Raw genomic sequence first — 17,337 nt, 5'->3', positions numbered from 1 at the left:
TGAATAATGTTTGGATGTAGTAATTTTTTTTCAGATAGTCTAATATAAGGAGGATTGCTTATGACTATATTAATAGGATATTTATTTTTTCTTGAAACAGAAATAGAGTCTTCTAAAATATTAATTTTTTGAAATGTAATTTTTACATTATGTAGTTTTGCATTATTACTGGCTATATCAATAGATTTTTGACAAAAATCTATTGCGTGAATTTGTCCAATATCAGGATTTTTTTTTTTAAGGCAATACTAATACATCCACTTCCTGTTCCAATATCGAATATTTGAACATTTTTTGTATTTTTGTTGTTTTGCAAAACCCAATATACAAGTTCTTCTGTTTCTGGTCTTGGAATAAATACTTTCTCGTTAACTAAAAATTCCATATTAAAAAAATATGATTTTCCAATAACATATTGGATTGGCCTATTTTTTTTTAATTCCCACAATTTTTTTATCAAAGTTTCGTAAACTAAAAAATTAATTTTTTCCTTTCTACTTAATTGTAATAAAATAGTTGTTTTGTCACATTTAAAAATATGGGTCATTAGTAAAAAAAAAATGCTTTCTATTTCTTTTGGATCATCATATGAATTTTTAAGAGTTTTTTTAAAAAAAAAATAAAACTTATCAAAACTTCTTTTCATAACTTGGATTAGTTGAAATTATTTTGAATAAAAAATACTTTTATTTTTAATAAAAATTACTATACTAACTAATGATCTAGTTTATATTTTTAAGTGTTGTTTTTTATTTTTATTCTATAAAATGTTAGATTTAAACGACGATACCATTGTTGCTTTAGCAACTCCTATTGGTACTAGTGCAATTTCTGTTATTCGAATTTCCGGAAAAAATTCCATATCGATTGTTGAAAATATATTTATTCCTGTTAAACAGGGAAAAAAATTGAAAAATCAATCTACACATACTATCCATTTAGGATATCTTGTAGAAGAAGATAAAGATTTATTAGATCAAGTATTAATTTCCATTTTTAAATCTCCTTTTTCTTATACAGGAGAAAATATGATAGAAATTTCTTGTCATGGATCTTATTATATCCAACAAAAAATTTTACAATTATTAATTAGAAAAGGAACACGTTTAGCTCGTCCTGGAGAATTTACATTTCGTGCTTTCTTAAATAATAAAATAGATTTATCACAAGCCGAAGCTATAGCTGATTTAATTTTATCTGAAAATAAAGTACACCATGGAATTTCTTTACAACAAATAAAAGGAAAATTATCTGATAATATTAAAAATTTAAGTAAAGAATTATTAAACTTCGTTTCTTTGTTGGAACTTGAATTAGATTTTTCTGAAGATAATTTAATGTTTTCCAATCGAAAAGAACTTATTTTATTTTTAAAAAAATTGGGAAATACTTTAAAAGATTTAATTGAATCTTTTTCATTAGGTAATGCTATTAAAAAAGGGATAAACGTAGTGATCGTTGGAGAATCCAATGTAGGAAAATCTACTTTTTTTAATCAAGTAATTCAAGAGGATCGTTCTATAATATCCCATATGAAAGGAACAACTAGAGATTGTATAGAAGGAGAGATTGTTTTAAATGGAATTCTTTTTCATTTTTTTGATACAGCAGGGATGAGGAATACATTAAATCCAATAGAAGTTATTGGAATTAAAAAGGCAATTAAAAAAATGAAAGAATCTCAAGTAATATTATATATTTTTGATTCTTCAAAAAAGAAGAAAAATAAAAAAATCGTTAATGATATTAAAAATATTAAAAAAAAATACCCATTAAAAGATCTATTTGTGATAGCGAATAAATCAGATTTATCATGTTGTTTACATAATTTTGATAAAATTAAATCAAAAACTGATTTTTTATTTGAAATTTCTGCAAAAAATCAGAAAGAAGTAAAAAAAATATTGGATACTTTGAGTAAGTTATTCTTTGATAGGTTAAAAAAGAAAAAAATAATTATTACCCAAAATAGGCATTATGAATCTTTAAAACTTTCGTTAAAAGAAGTTTTGTTGGCTTATGATGCTTTAAAAAAAGAATTATCAGAAGATTTAGTTTCAATCCATATTAGAGAAGCATTACGTTATTTAGGAGAAATAACGGGAGAAATAACAAATGAAGATATATTAAAAAATATTTTTTCTAAATTTTGCATTGGTAAATAATATATTTAGATTCAATAATTATTTTTATTCTATGTTAAATAATTTTGTAAGAGTTCGTTTTGCCCCTAGTCCTACAGGTCCACTTCATTTAGGTGGAGTTAGAACTGCATTATATAATTATCTCTTTGCTAAGAAACATGGAGGAACATTTATTCTTAGAATAGAAGATACTGATCAAAAAAGATTTATTCCCAATTCTGAATCATATATTATTGAAACATTGAAATGGTGTAAAATAGAACCTGATGAAGGTGTAGGATATGGAGGAGATTATTTTCCTTATTATCAATCTAAAAGACATAATATTTATCATTATTATATTGATAAATTATTAAAAAATGGAGATGCTTATTATGCTTTTGATACAGATTCAGATCTTAATAAAAAAAGGAAAGAATATAACGATCGTGGACTAACTTTTTCTTATAATTATCAAAATAGAATGAGCTTGAAAAATTCTTTAAATATGACGGAAAAAGAGTTGTATGATCAGTTAAAACATTCTTCTTATGTTGTCAGATTTAAAGTAAAACCTGGAGAAAAATTCAATATATATGATCTTATTCATGGAAATATTATTGTAAACACAGACTATTTAGATGATAAAATTTTGTTAAAATCAGATGGAATAGCTACTTATCATTTAGCTAATACAATAGATGATCATTTAATGAAAATCACTCATGTTTTGAGAGGAGAAGAATGGCTTTCATCTATGTCTTTTCATATATTGTTGTATAAATCTTTTGGTTGGATACCTCCTAATTTTGCACATTTACCTTTAATTTTAAGAAAAGATGGGAAAGGAAAAATAAGCAAAAGAAACGTAGATAATAAAATTTCAGATTTTCCTATATTTCCTATTCAATGGAAGGTTCCAAATACTAAAACTATTATTCCAGGATATAGAGAGTTAGGTTATTTTCCGGAAGCATTTGTGAATATGTTAGCTTTTTTAGGATGGAACCCCGGAACGAAAAATGAAATTTTTTCTTTACAAGAATTAATAAATTCTTTTTCTTTAGAAAAAGTTACTAAGTCTAGTGCTTATTTTGATATAAAGAAAGCGAATTGGTTTAATAAAAAATATTTGAATAAAAATAAAGAAAAAATTTTTTTAGCTCTTTTAAAAGAATTAAATAAACGTTCACTGAAATACAAAAAAAACTTTATATGGAAGATTATTGATATGATAATTGATCGAATAAATTTTATTCATGAAATATGGGAACATTCCTTTTATTTTTTCATTTCTCCTAGTTATTATGATATTAATTTTTTCAAAAAAATATGTAATGAAAAATCTCTTTTACAATTAGAGAGGTTAAAAATATTATTAACTAATATAAGTCCATTTACATATAAAAATTTGAAATATTTTTTCTTTAAAAAACAAGAAACAAATAAAAATAAATATGAAGTTATGCAACTACTTCGTTTTTCTTTAGTTGGTATTTTAAAAGGAATTGATGTTTTCATTATTATTGAGATTTTAGGAAAAAAAGAAAGTAAACAACGTATAGATAACTTAATATCTAAAATTAAAGAAAAAATCAGAACGTTTTTTTTGAAAAAAGAACATAAAAATATAGATTTACATTAGTTTAATTAGTTAAATTAATTAATGTGCTTAAACATTACGAAAATATCATGATAATCACACCTATATTATCTGATGATCAAGCAAAGGAAACAGCAAAAGAATATGAAGATTATCTGATTAAAAAAAAAGGAAAAATTATTTATCAGGAACACTGGGGGCTGAAAAAACTGGCTTATCCTATTCAAAAAAAACAAAGTGGTTGTTATCATTTGTTTGAATTTTTATTAAAATCTGATTTGGTATCTGATTTAGAATTGAGATTAAGACAAGATGAACGCATATTACGTTTCTTAACTGTTAAATTAAATAAATTTGGAATAAAATATGCAGAAAGAAGAAGAAATAAATTTTCGAAAAAAAATGAAAAGTAATCAACTAGAGGAATATAATCAAAATACAAAAAAACAAGATAGCGATTTAAGATATTTATCTCCTATTAAAATAGAAACAAAAGTAGATAAAAAATATTGTTATTTTGAAAAAAGAAATATCAAATATATAGATTATAAAGATCCTACATTCTTAATTAAATTTTTGAATGCGCAAGGAAAAATATTACCAAGACGCATTACAGGTTCTTTGCAAAAGAATCAAAATAAATTAAATGCAGCTATTAAAAGATGTAGACAAATCGGACTTTTACCTTTTGTAACAGATGATCTAAGATAAAATAAAGGATAGGATAAAATGAAAATAATTTTAAAAAAAGATATAGAAAATTTAGGTTTTCAATATGATGAATTAGATGTTAAACCTGGTTATGCTAGAAATTATTTAATCCCTAAAGGATATGCTATTTTAGCATTACCTGGAATTGTAAAAAATACGCTCGAAATATTGAAACAAAGATCTAGAAAAAAAAGTTTTTTAATTGAAAAATCGAAAGAAATAGAAAATAAATTAAAAAAATTAACTGTTAAAATACCGGTTAAAGTTGGAAAAGGTGGAAAAATATTTGGTTCTATTAATAGTCAAAAACTTGTGAATATATTGAATGAAAAGGGAATTTCTATAGATAAGAAATTTATTAGAATCCCTGGGAATAAATCTATTAAAACAATAGGAAAACATCAAGTAAGTATAAGATTACATCATCAACGTGTATTTATGTTTACTTTTGAAGTATTAGCCTCTTCCTAAAAAAAAATTATTGAAAATATCATATAATAATAACAAATTTAGAAAAATAATTATAATTGTAATTAACCAAGACGATATTTTCAAAATTGGACCATTTACAAATATTCCCATTTTATCTAAATCTCCTGTAAAACATACTAATGGAATAATAGCAAAAATTAGTTGTATTGATAAAATTATTTGACTTATTATTAATAATTCTGCTGTTCCTTTTTCTCCATAAATAATAGATGCTATCATAGCTGGAACAATAGCAATTAGTCTTGTTATTAGTCTTCTTATCCAAGGTTTTAATCTAATATTTAAAAAACCTTCCATAACTATTTGTCCAGCTAAGGTTCCAGTTAATGTAGAATTTTGTCCAGAGGCAAGCAAGGCTAGAGCAAAAAAAACTCCAGCAAGACTAGATCCTAATATGGGAGTTAAAAGTTTGTGTGCTTGCATAATATCTGCTACCTCTGTATGTCCAGATTTATGAAAAGTGGCTGCAGATATAATTAATATAGCTGCGTTAATAAAAAACGCTAAAGATAAAGATAAAGTACTATCTATGGTTGCATATTTTATAGCCATTTTTTTTCCTTCATCAGTACGTGGATAATCTCTAGTTTGTATAATACTTGAATGAAGGTATAGATTATGAGGCATAACTGTAGCACCTAATATTCCGATAGATATATAAAAAGAATGTGAATTTTTAATGATTTCTAAATCAGGAATAATTCCTCTTAATATAGGTAAAATATCTGGTTTTGAACTAATTATTTCGAAAGTAAAACAAATTAAAATTGTAAATATCAAAGCAGCCACCACACCTTCAATATATCTAAATCCTTTGGATTGAAAAAACAAAATTATTAAAACATCAATAACTGTGATTAACACTCCCCATGTGATAGGTAGTCCAAAAAGTAGTTTTAATGCTAACACTGATCCAATTATCTCGGCTAAATCACAAGCAGATATGGCTATTTCACATAAAATCCATAATACAAAATTAATAAAAGGTGGATAATGATCTCTGCATGCTTGGGCTAAATCCCTTTCACAAACAATTCCTAATTTTAAAGCTAAATGTTGTAATATAATAGCGAAAAAATTGGATATAAAAATAACGGATAAAAGCATATAACCAAATTTTGAACCTCCAGCTATATCTGTAGCCCAATTTCCTGGATCCATATATCCTACAGCAATTAATAATCCTGGTCCAGTGAAAGCAAAAACTTTTTTCCATATTCCTTTTTTTTGAGGAACAGAAACGGAAGAAAAAACCTCTGAAAGGGAAGCTTTGTTGTTATTATTCCTCCATCCTGTAGATGATTTATTTTTTATCATATAAAATAATAGAATATGAAAATAAAAATATAAAGTTAACCGTTTTAATCTTTTTTTTTTGATTCATAATTTTAACCTATTTTTTATTTTTACTTTAGTCATTTCACCTAATCTAAATATAACTAATGCAATATTGTAACTATGAAATTTATAAATTTTTATTTTTTCATAGAAAAAAAGATATAAATTGCATTAAATAGAATAATATATTATATTTGTTCTAATTTTTCCGCATAATCAATAATGAAACTTTCTGATTTCACAAGTGATTCAAATTTTCTTTAGTTTCATGAAAAAAATAGCGATACAAGGAGTTAAAGGATGTTTTCATCATGAGGCTGTTTCTAGATATTTCAAAGGATGTAATTATAAGTTGATAGAATGTTCTTCTTTTAGGAAATTAGCTTCTTACGTTGCGAAATCTAGTGTAGACATTGGAGTTATGGCTATAGAAAATAGTATAGCGGGGACAATATTAACCAATTATAGTCTTTTGTCTGAATATGATTTAAAGATAGTAGGAGAGATTTATATTCCTATAAAACATCATTTAATGGCTTATCCAGGACAAAATATAGAAGGTATTAAAGAAATTTATTCTCATCCTATGGCTATTTTGCAATGTGAATTATTTATAGATGCACATCCTTATATAAGAATATTTGAATATTCAGATACAGCTGCTGCTGCCAAATATATTTCTAAATGTAAGAAAAAGGGGATAGCAGCTATAGCATCTGAAAATGCTGCTAAAGAATATGGATTAGAAATTCTTTCTAAGAATATACAGACTATAAAAAGTAATTTTACGAGATTTTTTATTATTAAAAATTATTGTAAACAAAAAAATATTTCTTTTAATAAAGCTTCATTAAGATTAAAAATTCTACATGCTACTGGAAGTTTGTCTCAAATATTGAAATTTATATCTAGTCTTGGAATAAATATGACAAAAATACAGTCTATTCCTATAATACAAAGACCTTGGGAATATTCCTTTTATGTGGATATTATATTTAACAATATAAAATCTTATGAAAAGATGAAAAAACATATTCAAAAAATACCTTGTCTTCATAAATTATCTATTATGGGAGAATACAAAAATGGTAGAATTAAATCTTGAATAATTATTCATTGTATAATAAATAATCAATAATCTAATGATTGTAGTTTCAAAAAAAATGCATAAAATATCGGAATACTTTTTTTCAGAAAAAATGAAGGAGATTAACCACCTTAAAGAAAAAGGAATAGAAATTATTAATTTGGGAATTGGAAATCCAGACTTACTTCCTCCAAAAAAAGTTATAAGTAAAATGAAAAAAGCATCAGAGCTGAATTATGCAAATACTTATCAAAGTTATATTGGAATAGAGAAGCTTCGTAAAGCTATTTCTGATTGGTATGAAAAAAAATATCGAGTTAATGTAAATCCGAAAAATGAAATTTTGCCATTAATGGGTTCTAAAGAAGGAATTATGCATATAAGCATGTCTTATTTAAATAAAGGAGATAAAGTATTAATACCAAATCCTGGATATCCTACTTATTCATCTATATCAAATCTTTTAGAAGTAGGAATTATTTATTATAATCTTTATGAAAATGAAAATTGGGTTCCTAACATTCATTTATTGGAAAAAATAAATGATCTTAAAAAGATCAAAATTATGTGGATTAATTATCCTCATATGCCAACTGGAGCAAAAATCACTTTGGAGAAGTTAGAAGAAATTGTTTTTTTTGCAAAAAAAAATTGTATTTTACTTGTTCATGATAATCCTTATAGTTTTATATTAAACAATGAACGTCCATTAAGTATTTTTAATGTAAAAGGTTCTAAAGATATAGCTCTAGAATTAAACTCGTTAAGTAAAAGTTACAATATGCCAGGGTGGCGTGTAGGAATGGTCATAGGAAAAAAGGAATTTATTAAAAACATATTAAAAGTAAAAAGTCAAATGGACTCTGGAATGTATTATCCCATTCAAATTGGAGCTATAGAGGCTATGAACCACAATTCAGAATGGTTTAATGAAATTAATATAAAATATTCCAAACGAAGAAAAATAGTATGGGAAATATGTGATTATCTAAATTTGAAATATACAAAAAAAAATTCTGGAATATTTGTTTGGTCAAAAATAACTGGATTAGAAAAAGATGATTCTGTATGGTCGGATAATTTTCTGAAAAAATATCACATATTTGTTACTCCAGGAAGAGTTTTTGGAAATAATGGAAAAGGATATTTAAGATTTTCTATTTGTTGTCCAACAGAATTATTAGAACAAGCAAAAAATAGAGTTTTTTCATCATGAATATTGGAATTATAGGATTAGGATTAATTGGAGGATCTATTGGTTTAGGTTTGAGAAAATCAAACTTTGTAAAGAAATTTTTTGGAGCAGATTTAAATCAAAATAATGCTTCATATGCGATTAAAACCGGAATAGTAGACGAAGTAATCTCTTTGAAAGATTTAATTGTTAAATCTTCAGTAATTATTTTATCTATACCGGTAGACGAAATAAAAAAAATACTTCCAACAATCTTGGATAAAGCTAATGAGGATACAGTAATTTTAGATACTGGATCTACTAAATATGATATTTGCAATAAAGTCTCTTCTCATCCAAAAAGAAATCGATTTGTAGCAACACATCCTATTGCAGGAATTGAACATTCTGGCCCTACTTCAGCATATCCTAATCTTTTTTATAAAAAAAATTGCGTTATTTGTGATTATGAATTGAGCGATACAGATGCAATCTCTGTTGTAAAACGAATTTATTCTATTATGAAAATGCGAATTATTTTTATGAACTCTAAAAAACATGATTTATATATTTCTTATATTTCTCATTTACCTCATGTTGTTTCCTTTACTTTAGCTAATACAGTTTTAAAAAAATTTCAAAATGAAGAAAAAATATTTGATAATATGATGGGGAGTGGATTGAGTTCTACTACACGTTTAGCAAAAAGTAAATCTGAAACGTGGTTGCCTATTTTTATTTCTAATAGAGAAAATATAATTAAATCTATGGAATTTTATATTGATTATTTAGAAAGATTTCGTAATTATTTAATAAATAAAAAATTTCATAAAATAGATCAGTATATAAAAAAGGCTAACAAAATAAAAAATATGTGTAAAATAAATGTATAGTAATGGAAAAAATCAATAATAGCATAGATAGATCCTGGATTGATAAATTTAAAAAACCTTTAATTATATCTGGTCCTTGTAGTGCAGAAAGCGAAAAACAAATAATAGAAACAGCTAAAAGATTAGATACTTCTTCTGTTCAAATATTTAGAGCGGGAATTTGGAAGCCTAGAACAAAACCCAATAATTTTGAAGGAATTGGTGAAAAAGGGCTTGAATGGCTTCGTAAAGTTAAAAAAAATACTGGATTAATGATAGCTACGGAAGTAGCTAATGAAGAACATGTTAAGCTAGCTATATCTTTTGAAGTTGATGTCCTTTGGATAGGCGCTAGAAGTACTGCTAGTCCTTTCACTATTCAGAATATAGCAGATGCTTTGGAAAAAGCAAATGATAAAATTGTTTTAGTAAAAAATCCAATTCATCCTGATGTAGAATTATGGATAGGAGCCTTAGAACGACTTTTGGGTAGAGGGATTAAAAAACTGGGCGTAATACATCGTGGATTTTATACTTACAAAAATTCTAAATACCGTAATCAACCTAATTGGAGCACTTTATTAAGTTTCAGAAATATTCTTCCCAGAATACCTATTATATGTGATCCTTCACATATTTGTGGAAATAAAGAAGGAATTTTTGATATAGCAAAGAAAGCTTATTATTTTCAACATGAAGGATTAATGATAGAAAGCCATTACGATCCTGATAACGCTTGGAGTGATTCTCAACAACAAATAACACCAGAAGAGCTTTTAATAATGTTAAGTAAATTAACAAATATTAAAGATAAATTTTCTAAAAAAAGTCAAATAAATTTAGACTATTTCAGAATTATCATTGATGAAATAGACGAAAATATTATTTCTCTTTTATCAGAAAGAATGAATACTTCAAAGAAATTAGGGGCTCTAAAAAAATCTTTAGATATAGATATTATTCAACCAAACAGATGGAATTCTATTATGAATAAATCTATTTTTTTAGGAAAAAAATTAGGACTCGATGAAAAGTTTCTTAAAGAACTTTTTAAAGTTTTACATCAGGAATCTATTAAAATTCAAAATCAAATCAGATAAAATAATTTATTTAATAAATTAACTTAAACTTAAATAACTCAGTCACTAAAAAAAATGGCTTATTTATTTACCAGTGAATCTGTTTCGGAAGGACATCCTGACAAAATTTCAGATCAAATATCTGACTCTATATTAGATCATTTCTTGGCTTATGATCCAAATGCAAAAGTAGCCATAGAAACCTTAGTAACCACAGGTCAGATTATTATAACTGGAGAAGTTAATTCTAAAACTTGGGTGAATGTTCAAAGAATATCACGTGATGTTCTTAGAAAAATAGGATATACCAAAAATGAATATAGATTTAATGCGGATTCTTGTGGAATTATCTCTTCTATTCAAGAACAGTCTTTAGATTTATTAGAAGGAATTGTTAGATCAAAAAAAGAAGATCAAGGATCTGGTGATCAAGGAATTGTTTTTGGATATGCAGTAAAAGAAACTGAGAATTATATGCCTTTAACATTGGAAATTTCACATCATATCTTAAAAGAACTTTCATTCATTCGAAATGAAGGGGAAAAAATGACTTACTTACGTCCAGATGCAAAATCACAAGTAACTTTAGAATATTCTGAAAATAACGTTCCGTTACATGTTCACACTATTGTAATTTCAACTCAACATGATGAATTTGACACAAAAGAAAAAATGCAAAAGCGTATTATACAAGATGTTATTAATATTCTGATTCCAAGAGTAAAAAAAAATATGAAATTTAAAAATATAAAGGATTTATTCACAAATAGAACAAAATATTACATTAATCCTACAGGAAAATTTGTTACTGGAGGTCCCCATGGGGATACTGGATTGACTGGAAGAAAAATTATCGTAGATACTTATGGAGGAAGAGGATCTCATGGAGGAGGCGCGTTTTCTGGAAAAGATCCATCCAAAATGGATAGATCTGGAGCTTATGCAGCTAGACATATAGCTAAAAATCTTGTTGCAGCAGGAGTTTCAGATGAATTGTTGATACAGATATCTTATGCAGCAGGAATTTCCGAACCAATTGGTATTTTTGTTAATACTTACGGAAAGTCCAAAATAAATAATAAAATAATAGTATCTAATATTAATAAAATTTTTGATTTACGTCCTTATGCTATAGAAAAAAGATTAAAATTACGTAAACCAATATATATAGAAACATCTGTATATGGACATATGGGAAAAGATCCAAAAAAAGTATACAAATCTTTTTTAGATATGAAAGGAAATAAAAAAAAACATAAAGTGGAACTTTTTACTTGGGAAAAGTTAGATTATTTATCTTTAATAAAGGAAATTTTTAATATAAAATTAAAAAAATAAGTATTTTATTTATGTCTTATGACAAATCTTACAATTTATTAAAAGGAAAAAAAGGAATTATTTTTGGAGCTTTTGATGAAAATTCTATTGCATGGAAAGTTGCAGAACGTGCTTATAAAGAAAAAGCTTCTTTTGTATTAACCAACACACCAGCTTCTTTAAGAGTTGGTAAAATCCAAGAATTATCTAAAAAGACAAATTCTATAGTTATTTCAGCAGATGCTACCTCAATATGCGATCTTAATATTTTATTTGAAAAAACATTAGATCATTTTGGAGGTAAAATAGATTTTTTATTGCATTCTATAGCCATGTCTATTAATATACGAAAAAAATTAGCATATCCTTCTTTAAATTATGAATTTTTAAGAAAAGGATGGGAAATATCTGCTGTATCTTATCATAAGATAATGCAAACTGCTTGGAATAAAAAGGCGATGAATAGGTGGGGGTCTATTGTAGCTATAACGTATATTGCTTCTCAACGAAGTTTTCCATTTTATGGAGATATGTCTGACTATAAGTCTTATTTAGAAAGTATTACACGAAATTTTGGATATTATTGGGGAGTCAAAGAAAAAGTTAGAGTTAATACAGTATCACAATCTCCTAGTGTCACTAGATCAGCAAAATCTATAGAAGGATTTGATAAATTTCTAGTTTTTTCAGAAAAAATGTCTCCACTAGGAAATGCTACTGCGGAAGATTGCGCTAATTATATAATTACGTTATTTTCAGATCTAACAAGAAAAGTAACCATGCAAAATCTTTATCATGACGGAGGTTTTTCAAATACTGGAATTCATGAATCCACACTAATATGATTTCATAAAATCACTAAAATTTACTAATATTATTTTTTTTGAATTGAAATATTTTTAGTATGAGAAAAATTTTAGCTCCATCTTTACTTTCAGCTGATTTAGCTTTTTTACATCGTGATATAAAAATGTTAAACGAAAGTGAATCAGATTGGTTTCATATTGATATCATGGATTCCTCTTTTGTTCCTAATATTTCTTTTGGATCCTTATTTGTTAAACATGTAAAAAAATATGCAAAAAAACCTCTTGATGTTCATTTAATGATACTACAACCAGAAAAATATATTGAACAATATAAAAATTCTGGAGCAGATCATTTACATATTCATTATGAGGCTTGTATTCATCTTAATAGGACTATTTCTGCTATTAAAAAATGTGATATGAAAGTAGGTGTAGCTATTAATCCACATACTCCAATATTTCTTTTGAAAGATGTTATTAAAGACATAGATTTTGTTTTATTAATGAGTGTTAATCCTGGTTATAGTGGACAAAAATTTATTAGACAAACATATCAAAAATTAGAAGAGACTAAGGATTTAATTTTAAAAAAAAATTCTTCCACTCTTATAGAAGTAGATGGTGGAATTAATTTAGAGAATGCTTCTGTTTTATTTAATAATGGAGCAGATATATTAGTATCTGGGACCACTATTTTTTCTAGTTCTTTTCCAAAAAAAATTATTCACAAAATGAAGTTTTGTAATGATTTCTAAAGAAACTATCAATAAAATACTTTCTGTTTCTTGCATAGAAGATATTATTGGAAATTTCATAGAACTAAAAAAAAGTGGAGTAAATTATAGAGGACTTAGTCCATTTTCTAATGAAAAAACTCCTTCTTTTATAGTTTCTCCAAAAAAAAAAATATGGAAAGATTTCAGTTCTGGAAAAGGTGGAAACATTATTACTTTCCTGATGGAACATGAACATTTCACTTACGTAGAATCATTATTTTATCTTGCTAAAAGATATTCCATTAAAATAAATTATAATAGTTCAATAAAGAAAATTTTCAAAATAAATCATGAAGAACATGAAAAATTGTATACAATACAGGATTATGCGAAACGTTTTTTTATAAATCAACTCTTTTTTACTAGAGAAGGGATGAAAAATGGACTGAATTACTTGATTAAAAAAAGAGGGTTTAACATAAAAGTAATTCATAGGTTTGAATTAGGATACGCTTCTTTTTCTTGGGGATCGTTTACGAAAAAAGCTTTAGAAAAAGGATTTAAAATTAGAGATTTGAAAAAATCAGGGCTAACTATTTATAAAAAATATTCAAATAATTTTTTTGATTGTTTTCGTAAACGCGTTATGTTTCCAATACATAATTTGTCAGGAAAAGTGATAGGTTTTGGTGGTAGAAATATTGAATTTTCAATTTCTACAAAATATAAATATATCAATTCGTCAGAAAGCGACCTATTTCAAAAGAGCAAAATTTTATATGGTTTATTTCAAGCTAAAAGAAACATACTAAAAGAAGATCTTTGTTATTTAGTAGAAGGATATACAGATGTTATTTCTTTACATCAATCTGGGATAAAAAATGTAGTTTCTTCTTCTGGAATTTCACTAACTGTCGAACAGATATTGTTAATTAAAAAATTTACAAAAAACATAGTACTTTTTTATGATGGAGATAGTTCAGGAATTAAAGCCTCTTTAAAAGGAATAAATTTGATTCTAGAACAGGATATGAATCTTCGTATATTGTTTATTTCTGACGGAGAAGATCCAGATTCTATATCTAAAAAATACTCTATTTCTCAACTAAAAAATTTTATAGCAAAAAGAAGTTATAATTTTATTTCTTTTAAAGAAAAAATATATTCTAAATTATATAAAAATGATCCTATTAAAAAATCATATTTTATTTTAAATATTTTGAACAGTATTTCGAAAATATCTAATCTTCTTCAAAGAGAACTCTATTTACAAGAAGCATCGAATATTTTAGATATTCGTCAAGAAATTCTAATTCATGAATTGGAAAAAATAAATAAAAGAAATAAATTAAAAATCATTAGTTTTCAGAGAACTAAGAAAAGTGTAATAGAAAATAAAAAAATTCAAAACCCTCTTTTTATTATTGAAGAAAAATTGATTCAATTAATTTTAAATCATGGGAATAAAATAATAAAAAAAGAAAAACATAATACAACTGTGTTCAAAGAGATATTACATGTTTTCAAACATTGGAATATACGTTTTTCTTTGAATAAAAATCAAGAGATTTTTGATGGAATCTGTTCACAAAAAAATGAAAATAAAACGGATTATTTATTATCAAATAATAAAAAAAATATTTATTCATTGTCTAAATTGTCTAAATGGGATAAAAAAGGAATAAAAGTTACTGATCCAGAGGATAAAATGAATCAATATATAATTGATCTTTTATTAAGATATAAATCTTTATATATTTCAAAATTAATTAGAAAAGAAATTTCTAATTACCGGTTAAATAAAAATAATGATAGAGAATATTTTCTCAAAAAAATTATATATTTAACAAATATAAAAAATAAACTTTACAAAAAGTTACATAGAAATGTGTAATTTCTATCTTTAACAAGATCCCAAAATTTTATTTTGGTAAATAAAAAAAATTTTGAATAAATGAAAACATTAATTTCAAAAAAAGCACCTGACTTTAATTCCAGTGCGGTATTAAATGGGAAAAATATTGTACAAAATTTTTCTTTAGAACAATTTTTTGGTAAAAAATATGTTTTACTTTTTTTTTATCCTAAAGATTTCACTTTTGTCTGTCCAACAGAAATTTATGCATTTCAAGAGAAAATTAAGGAATTTGAGAATAGAAATGTGCAAATTATTGCTGTATCTACAGATACAGAACAATCTCATTGGGCTTGGTTACAAATTCCAAAAGAAAAAGGAGGGATAAATGGAGTGACCTATCCTATCGTTTCCGATATTAATAAAACTATATCATATGATTATGGAGTTTTATCTGGAGATTTCGTTTTCGATAAAAATGAAGGATTGAAAGTTAATGGAGAATTAATTGCTTATAGAGGATTATTTTTAATAGATAAAAAAGGAATCATACGGCATCTTTTAATTAATGATTTTCCTTTAGGTAGAAATATAAATGAATCTATTCGTATGGTAGATGCTATCCAACATTATGAAAAAAGTGGAGAGGTATGTCCAGCAAATTGGAAAAAAGGGAAAAAAGCTATGAAAGCTAATCATAGTGGAATTATCGATTATTTTTCATCTTGATAAAATTGAAAATCGTAAAATGTAAATTTTCTTGAATTGAGATATAATATTCTATTTTTTAAAAAAATTAATGGAAATTAAAGAAATAAAATGGCAAAAAAAAAAGTTGCATTTTATACGATGGGGTGTAAACTTAATTACGCAGAAACCTCTACTATAGCAAGAATGTTTTCTAACTCATATTATCAACATGTTTCTTTCAAAAGTTATGCAGATATTTATATAATTAACAGTTGTTCTGTTACAAAAAAGGCAGAACTTGAATTCAAGTATCTTGTCCGTTCTGCTATGAATAAAAATGCAAAATCTTTTATTATAGCAATAGGGTGTTATGCTCAATTAAATTCTAAGAAAGTTTCTTCTATTTTTGGAGTAGATCTTGTTTTAGGTTCTAAAGAAAAATTTAAAATCATAGATTATATTAATAATGAAAAATTAATATCTAAAAAACATTATCCTAAAATTATTTCAGATACAGAAAAAAAAGATTTTTATTTTCCATCATTTTCTTTTGGAGATAGGACTCGTTCTTTCTTTAAAATCCAAGATGGATGTGATTATAAATGTAGTTATTGTGTTATTCCTATGTCAAGAGGGGTATCTCGTTCTGAGAGTATGGAAAATGTATTAAAAAATATTAAATCCCTTTTTAAAAAAGGTGTAAAAGAAATCGTGTTAACAGGTGTTAATATTGGAGATTATGGAAAAATATATGGAAAAAATAACCGTTTATATACGTTTTTTGACTTAATACAAGCTATAGACAAAATCGAAGAAAAAGGAAGAATACGATTATCTTCTATTGAACCTAATTTATTGAAAAATGAATATATCGAATTTTTTTCCAAAAGCAAACATTTTGTTCCTCATTTTCATATCCCTTTACAATCTGGTAGTAATGAAATTTTGAGAAAAATGCGTAGACGTTATAATCGAGAAATTTATCAAGAAAAAGTTAAAAAAATACAATGTCTTATTCCAGATGCTTATATAGGTTCAGATGTTATTGTTGGTTTTCCTGGAGAAACATACAAGCATTTTTTAGAAACTTATAATTTTTTGAAAAAATTAGAAATTTCATCTTTGCATATATTTACTTATTCTCCTCGTCCAAATACAAGATCCATTATAATGCAAGAACATGTATCTAAAACAATACAATGGAAACGAAATAAAATTTTAAGAAATCTTTCGCAAAAAAAATATCGTTTTTTTTGCGAAAGTCAGATTAACAAAAAAAAAACCGTTTTATTCGAAAACAGTTCTGTAAATAAAGAATATTTGTATGGATACACAGAAAATTATATTAGAACTAAAATTCCGATAAATTCATATAATTTATTGTTGTATAGAAATACATTACAAAATGTTTTAATCAAAGAAATAGATAAAGATGGAGTTCTAATAGTAGAACCCATAAATAAACTATAAA

Annotated in this window: 17 protein-coding genes; 15 read left to right on the top strand and 2 right to left on the bottom strand. The window is 25.4% G+C overall.

The window, feature by feature from the left end; all coding sequences use genetic code 11:
• Positions 1-199: 199 nt before the first annotated feature.
• Positions 200-646: a class I SAM-dependent methyltransferase gene (locus H0H51_RS03040; RefSeq protein ID WP_238784217.1), complete on the bottom strand. Its 447-nt coding sequence runs from the start codon at positions 644-646 to the stop codon at positions 200-202.
• A gap of 121 nt (positions 647-767) precedes the next feature.
• On the opposite strand from H0H51_RS03040, the gene mnmE reads away from it, so the two are divergent.
• From mnmE to rplI, 5 genes are read left to right on the top strand one after another with little or no spacing between them, the layout of a single operon-like run.
• A complete protein-coding gene (gene mnmE / locus H0H51_RS01490) occupies positions 768-2,165 on the top strand; it encodes a tRNA uridine-5-carboxymethylaminomethyl(34) synthesis GTPase MnmE (RefSeq protein WP_185877093.1) in 1,398 nt (465 codons plus the stop codon).
• 31 nt (positions 2,166-2,196) lie between these two features.
• Positions 2,197-3,768 (top strand): glutamate--tRNA ligase, encoded by a 1,572-nt coding sequence (gene gltX / locus H0H51_RS01485; RefSeq protein WP_185877092.1) that lies wholly within the window; start codon positions 2,197-2,199, stop codon positions 3,766-3,768.
• Positions 3,769-3,791: 23 nt separating this feature from the next.
• Complete coding sequence (gene rpsF / locus H0H51_RS01480; protein WP_185877091.1) at positions 3,792-4,139, top strand: 30S ribosomal protein S6; 348 nt, start codon at positions 3,792-3,794, stop codon at positions 4,137-4,139.
• Entirely contained in the window at positions 4,129-4,437 is a 309-nt protein-coding gene (gene rpsR, locus H0H51_RS01475; protein ID WP_185877090.1) for a 30S ribosomal protein S18, read from the top strand. Before rpsF ends, rpsR begins: the two co-directional genes overlap by 11 nt.
• A gap of 18 nt (positions 4,438-4,455) precedes the next feature.
• Positions 4,456-4,908 carry a 50S ribosomal protein L9 gene (gene rplI, locus H0H51_RS01470; RefSeq protein WP_185877089.1) on the top strand — a complete coding sequence of 151 codons (453 nt, stop codon included), beginning with the start codon at positions 4,456-4,458 and terminating at the stop codon, positions 4,906-4,908.
• Here the strand turns inward: rplI and H0H51_RS01465 are convergent.
• Positions 4,894-6,246 carry an Nramp family divalent metal transporter gene (locus H0H51_RS01465; protein WP_185877088.1) on the bottom strand — a complete coding sequence of 451 codons (1,353 nt, stop codon included), beginning with the start codon at positions 6,244-6,246 and terminating at the stop codon, positions 4,894-4,896. The genes rplI and H0H51_RS01465 overlap by 15 nt on opposite strands.
• Positions 6,247-6,535: 289 nt before the next feature.
• Here H0H51_RS01465 and H0H51_RS01460 point away from each other — a divergent pair, with 289 nt between their 5' ends.
• From H0H51_RS01460 to mtaB, 10 genes are all read left to right on the top strand, one after another.
• A complete protein-coding gene (locus H0H51_RS01460) occupies positions 6,536-7,372 on the top strand; it encodes a prephenate dehydratase (protein ID WP_185877087.1) in 837 nt (278 codons plus the stop codon).
• Positions 7,373-7,409: 37 nt separating this feature from the next.
• Positions 7,410-8,570 (top strand): pyridoxal phosphate-dependent aminotransferase, encoded by a 1,161-nt coding sequence (locus tag H0H51_RS01455; RefSeq protein WP_185877086.1) that lies wholly within the window; start codon positions 7,410-7,412, stop codon positions 8,568-8,570.
• Entirely contained in the window at positions 8,567-9,421 is an 855-nt protein-coding gene (locus H0H51_RS01450) for a prephenate dehydrogenase (protein ID WP_185877085.1), read from the top strand. Before H0H51_RS01455 ends, H0H51_RS01450 begins: the two co-directional genes overlap by 4 nt.
• A 2-nt stretch (positions 9,422-9,423) precedes the next feature.
• Entirely contained in the window at positions 9,424-10,500 is a 1,077-nt protein-coding gene (locus tag H0H51_RS01445) for a bifunctional 3-deoxy-7-phosphoheptulonate synthase/chorismate mutase type II (RefSeq protein WP_185877084.1), read from the top strand.
• Between the two features lie 54 nt (positions 10,501-10,554).
• Complete coding sequence (gene metK / locus H0H51_RS01440) at positions 10,555-11,817, top strand: methionine adenosyltransferase (RefSeq protein WP_185877083.1); 1,263 nt, start codon at positions 10,555-10,557, stop codon at positions 11,815-11,817.
• A gap of 11 nt (positions 11,818-11,828) precedes the next feature.
• Positions 11,829-12,641 (top strand): enoyl-ACP reductase FabI, encoded by an 813-nt coding sequence (locus tag H0H51_RS01435; protein ID WP_185877082.1) that lies wholly within the window; start codon positions 11,829-11,831, stop codon positions 12,639-12,641.
• 59 nt (positions 12,642-12,700) lie between these two features.
• A complete protein-coding gene (rpe, locus tag H0H51_RS01430) occupies positions 12,701-13,360 on the top strand; it encodes a ribulose-phosphate 3-epimerase (protein WP_185877081.1) in 660 nt (219 codons plus the stop codon).
• A complete protein-coding gene (gene dnaG, locus H0H51_RS01425; protein WP_185877080.1) occupies positions 13,350-15,215 on the top strand; it encodes a DNA primase in 1,866 nt (621 codons plus the stop codon). Before rpe ends, dnaG begins: the two co-directional genes overlap by 11 nt.
• Before the next feature lie 60 nt (positions 15,216-15,275).
• A complete protein-coding gene (locus H0H51_RS01420; protein ID WP_185877079.1) occupies positions 15,276-15,905 on the top strand; it encodes a peroxiredoxin in 630 nt (209 codons plus the stop codon).
• 90 nt (positions 15,906-15,995) lie between these two features.
• Positions 15,996-17,336 carry a tRNA (N(6)-L-threonylcarbamoyladenosine(37)-C(2))-methylthiotransferase MtaB gene (mtaB, locus tag H0H51_RS01415; RefSeq protein ID WP_185877078.1) on the top strand — a complete coding sequence of 447 codons (1,341 nt, stop codon included), beginning with the start codon at positions 15,996-15,998 and terminating at the stop codon, positions 17,334-17,336.
• Position 17,337 lies beyond the last annotated feature (1 nt).

It is taken from the genome of Blattabacterium cuenoti (assembly GCF_014251995.1).
Lineage (GTDB): Bacteria > Bacteroidota > Bacteroidia > Flavobacteriales > Blattabacteriaceae > Blattabacterium > Blattabacterium cuenoti_AE.
The sequence above is the reverse complement of the archived record's forward strand: the minus strand, read 5'-3'. Positions and strand labels throughout refer to the sequence as shown.

Bases quoted from the DNA above. Each gene is read 5' to 3' on its own strand.
- H0H51_RS03040 (WP_238784217.1), bottom strand. From the start codon at position 646: ATGAAAAGAAGTTTTGATAAGTTTTATTTTTTTTTTAAAAAAACTCTT.
- mnmE (WP_185877093.1), top strand. From the start codon at position 768: ATGTTAGATTTAAACGACGATACCATTGTTGCTTTAGCAACTCCTATT.
- gltX (WP_185877092.1), top strand. From the start codon at position 2,197: ATGTTAAATAATTTTGTAAGAGTTCGTTTTGCCCCTAGTCCTACAGGT.
- rpsR (WP_185877090.1), top strand. From the start codon at position 4,129: ATGAAAAGTAATCAACTAGAGGAATATAATCAAAATACAAAAAAACAA.
- rplI (WP_185877089.1), top strand. From the start codon at position 4,456: ATGAAAATAATTTTAAAAAAAGATATAGAAAATTTAGGTTTTCAATAT.
- H0H51_RS01465 (WP_185877088.1), bottom strand. From the start codon at position 6,246: ATGATAAAAAATAAATCATCTACAGGATGGAGGAATAATAACAACAAA.
- H0H51_RS01460 (WP_185877087.1), top strand. From the start codon at position 6,536: ATGAAAAAAATAGCGATACAAGGAGTTAAAGGATGTTTTCATCATGAG.
- H0H51_RS01455 (WP_185877086.1), top strand. From the start codon at position 7,410: ATGATTGTAGTTTCAAAAAAAATGCATAAAATATCGGAATACTTTTTT.
- H0H51_RS01450 (WP_185877085.1), top strand. From the start codon at position 8,567: ATGAATATTGGAATTATAGGATTAGGATTAATTGGAGGATCTATTGGT.
- H0H51_RS01445 (WP_185877084.1), top strand. From the start codon at position 9,424: ATGGAAAAAATCAATAATAGCATAGATAGATCCTGGATTGATAAATTT.
- metK (WP_185877083.1), top strand. From the start codon at position 10,555: ATGGCTTATTTATTTACCAGTGAATCTGTTTCGGAAGGACATCCTGAC.
- H0H51_RS01435 (WP_185877082.1), top strand. From the start codon at position 11,829: ATGTCTTATGACAAATCTTACAATTTATTAAAAGGAAAAAAAGGAATT.
- rpe (WP_185877081.1), top strand. From the start codon at position 12,701: ATGAGAAAAATTTTAGCTCCATCTTTACTTTCAGCTGATTTAGCTTTT.
- dnaG (WP_185877080.1), top strand. From the start codon at position 13,350: ATGATTTCTAAAGAAACTATCAATAAAATACTTTCTGTTTCTTGCATA.
- H0H51_RS01420 (WP_185877079.1), top strand. From the start codon at position 15,276: ATGAAAACATTAATTTCAAAAAAAGCACCTGACTTTAATTCCAGTGCG.
- mtaB (WP_185877078.1), top strand. From the start codon at position 15,996: ATGGCAAAAAAAAAAGTTGCATTTTATACGATGGGGTGTAAACTTAAT.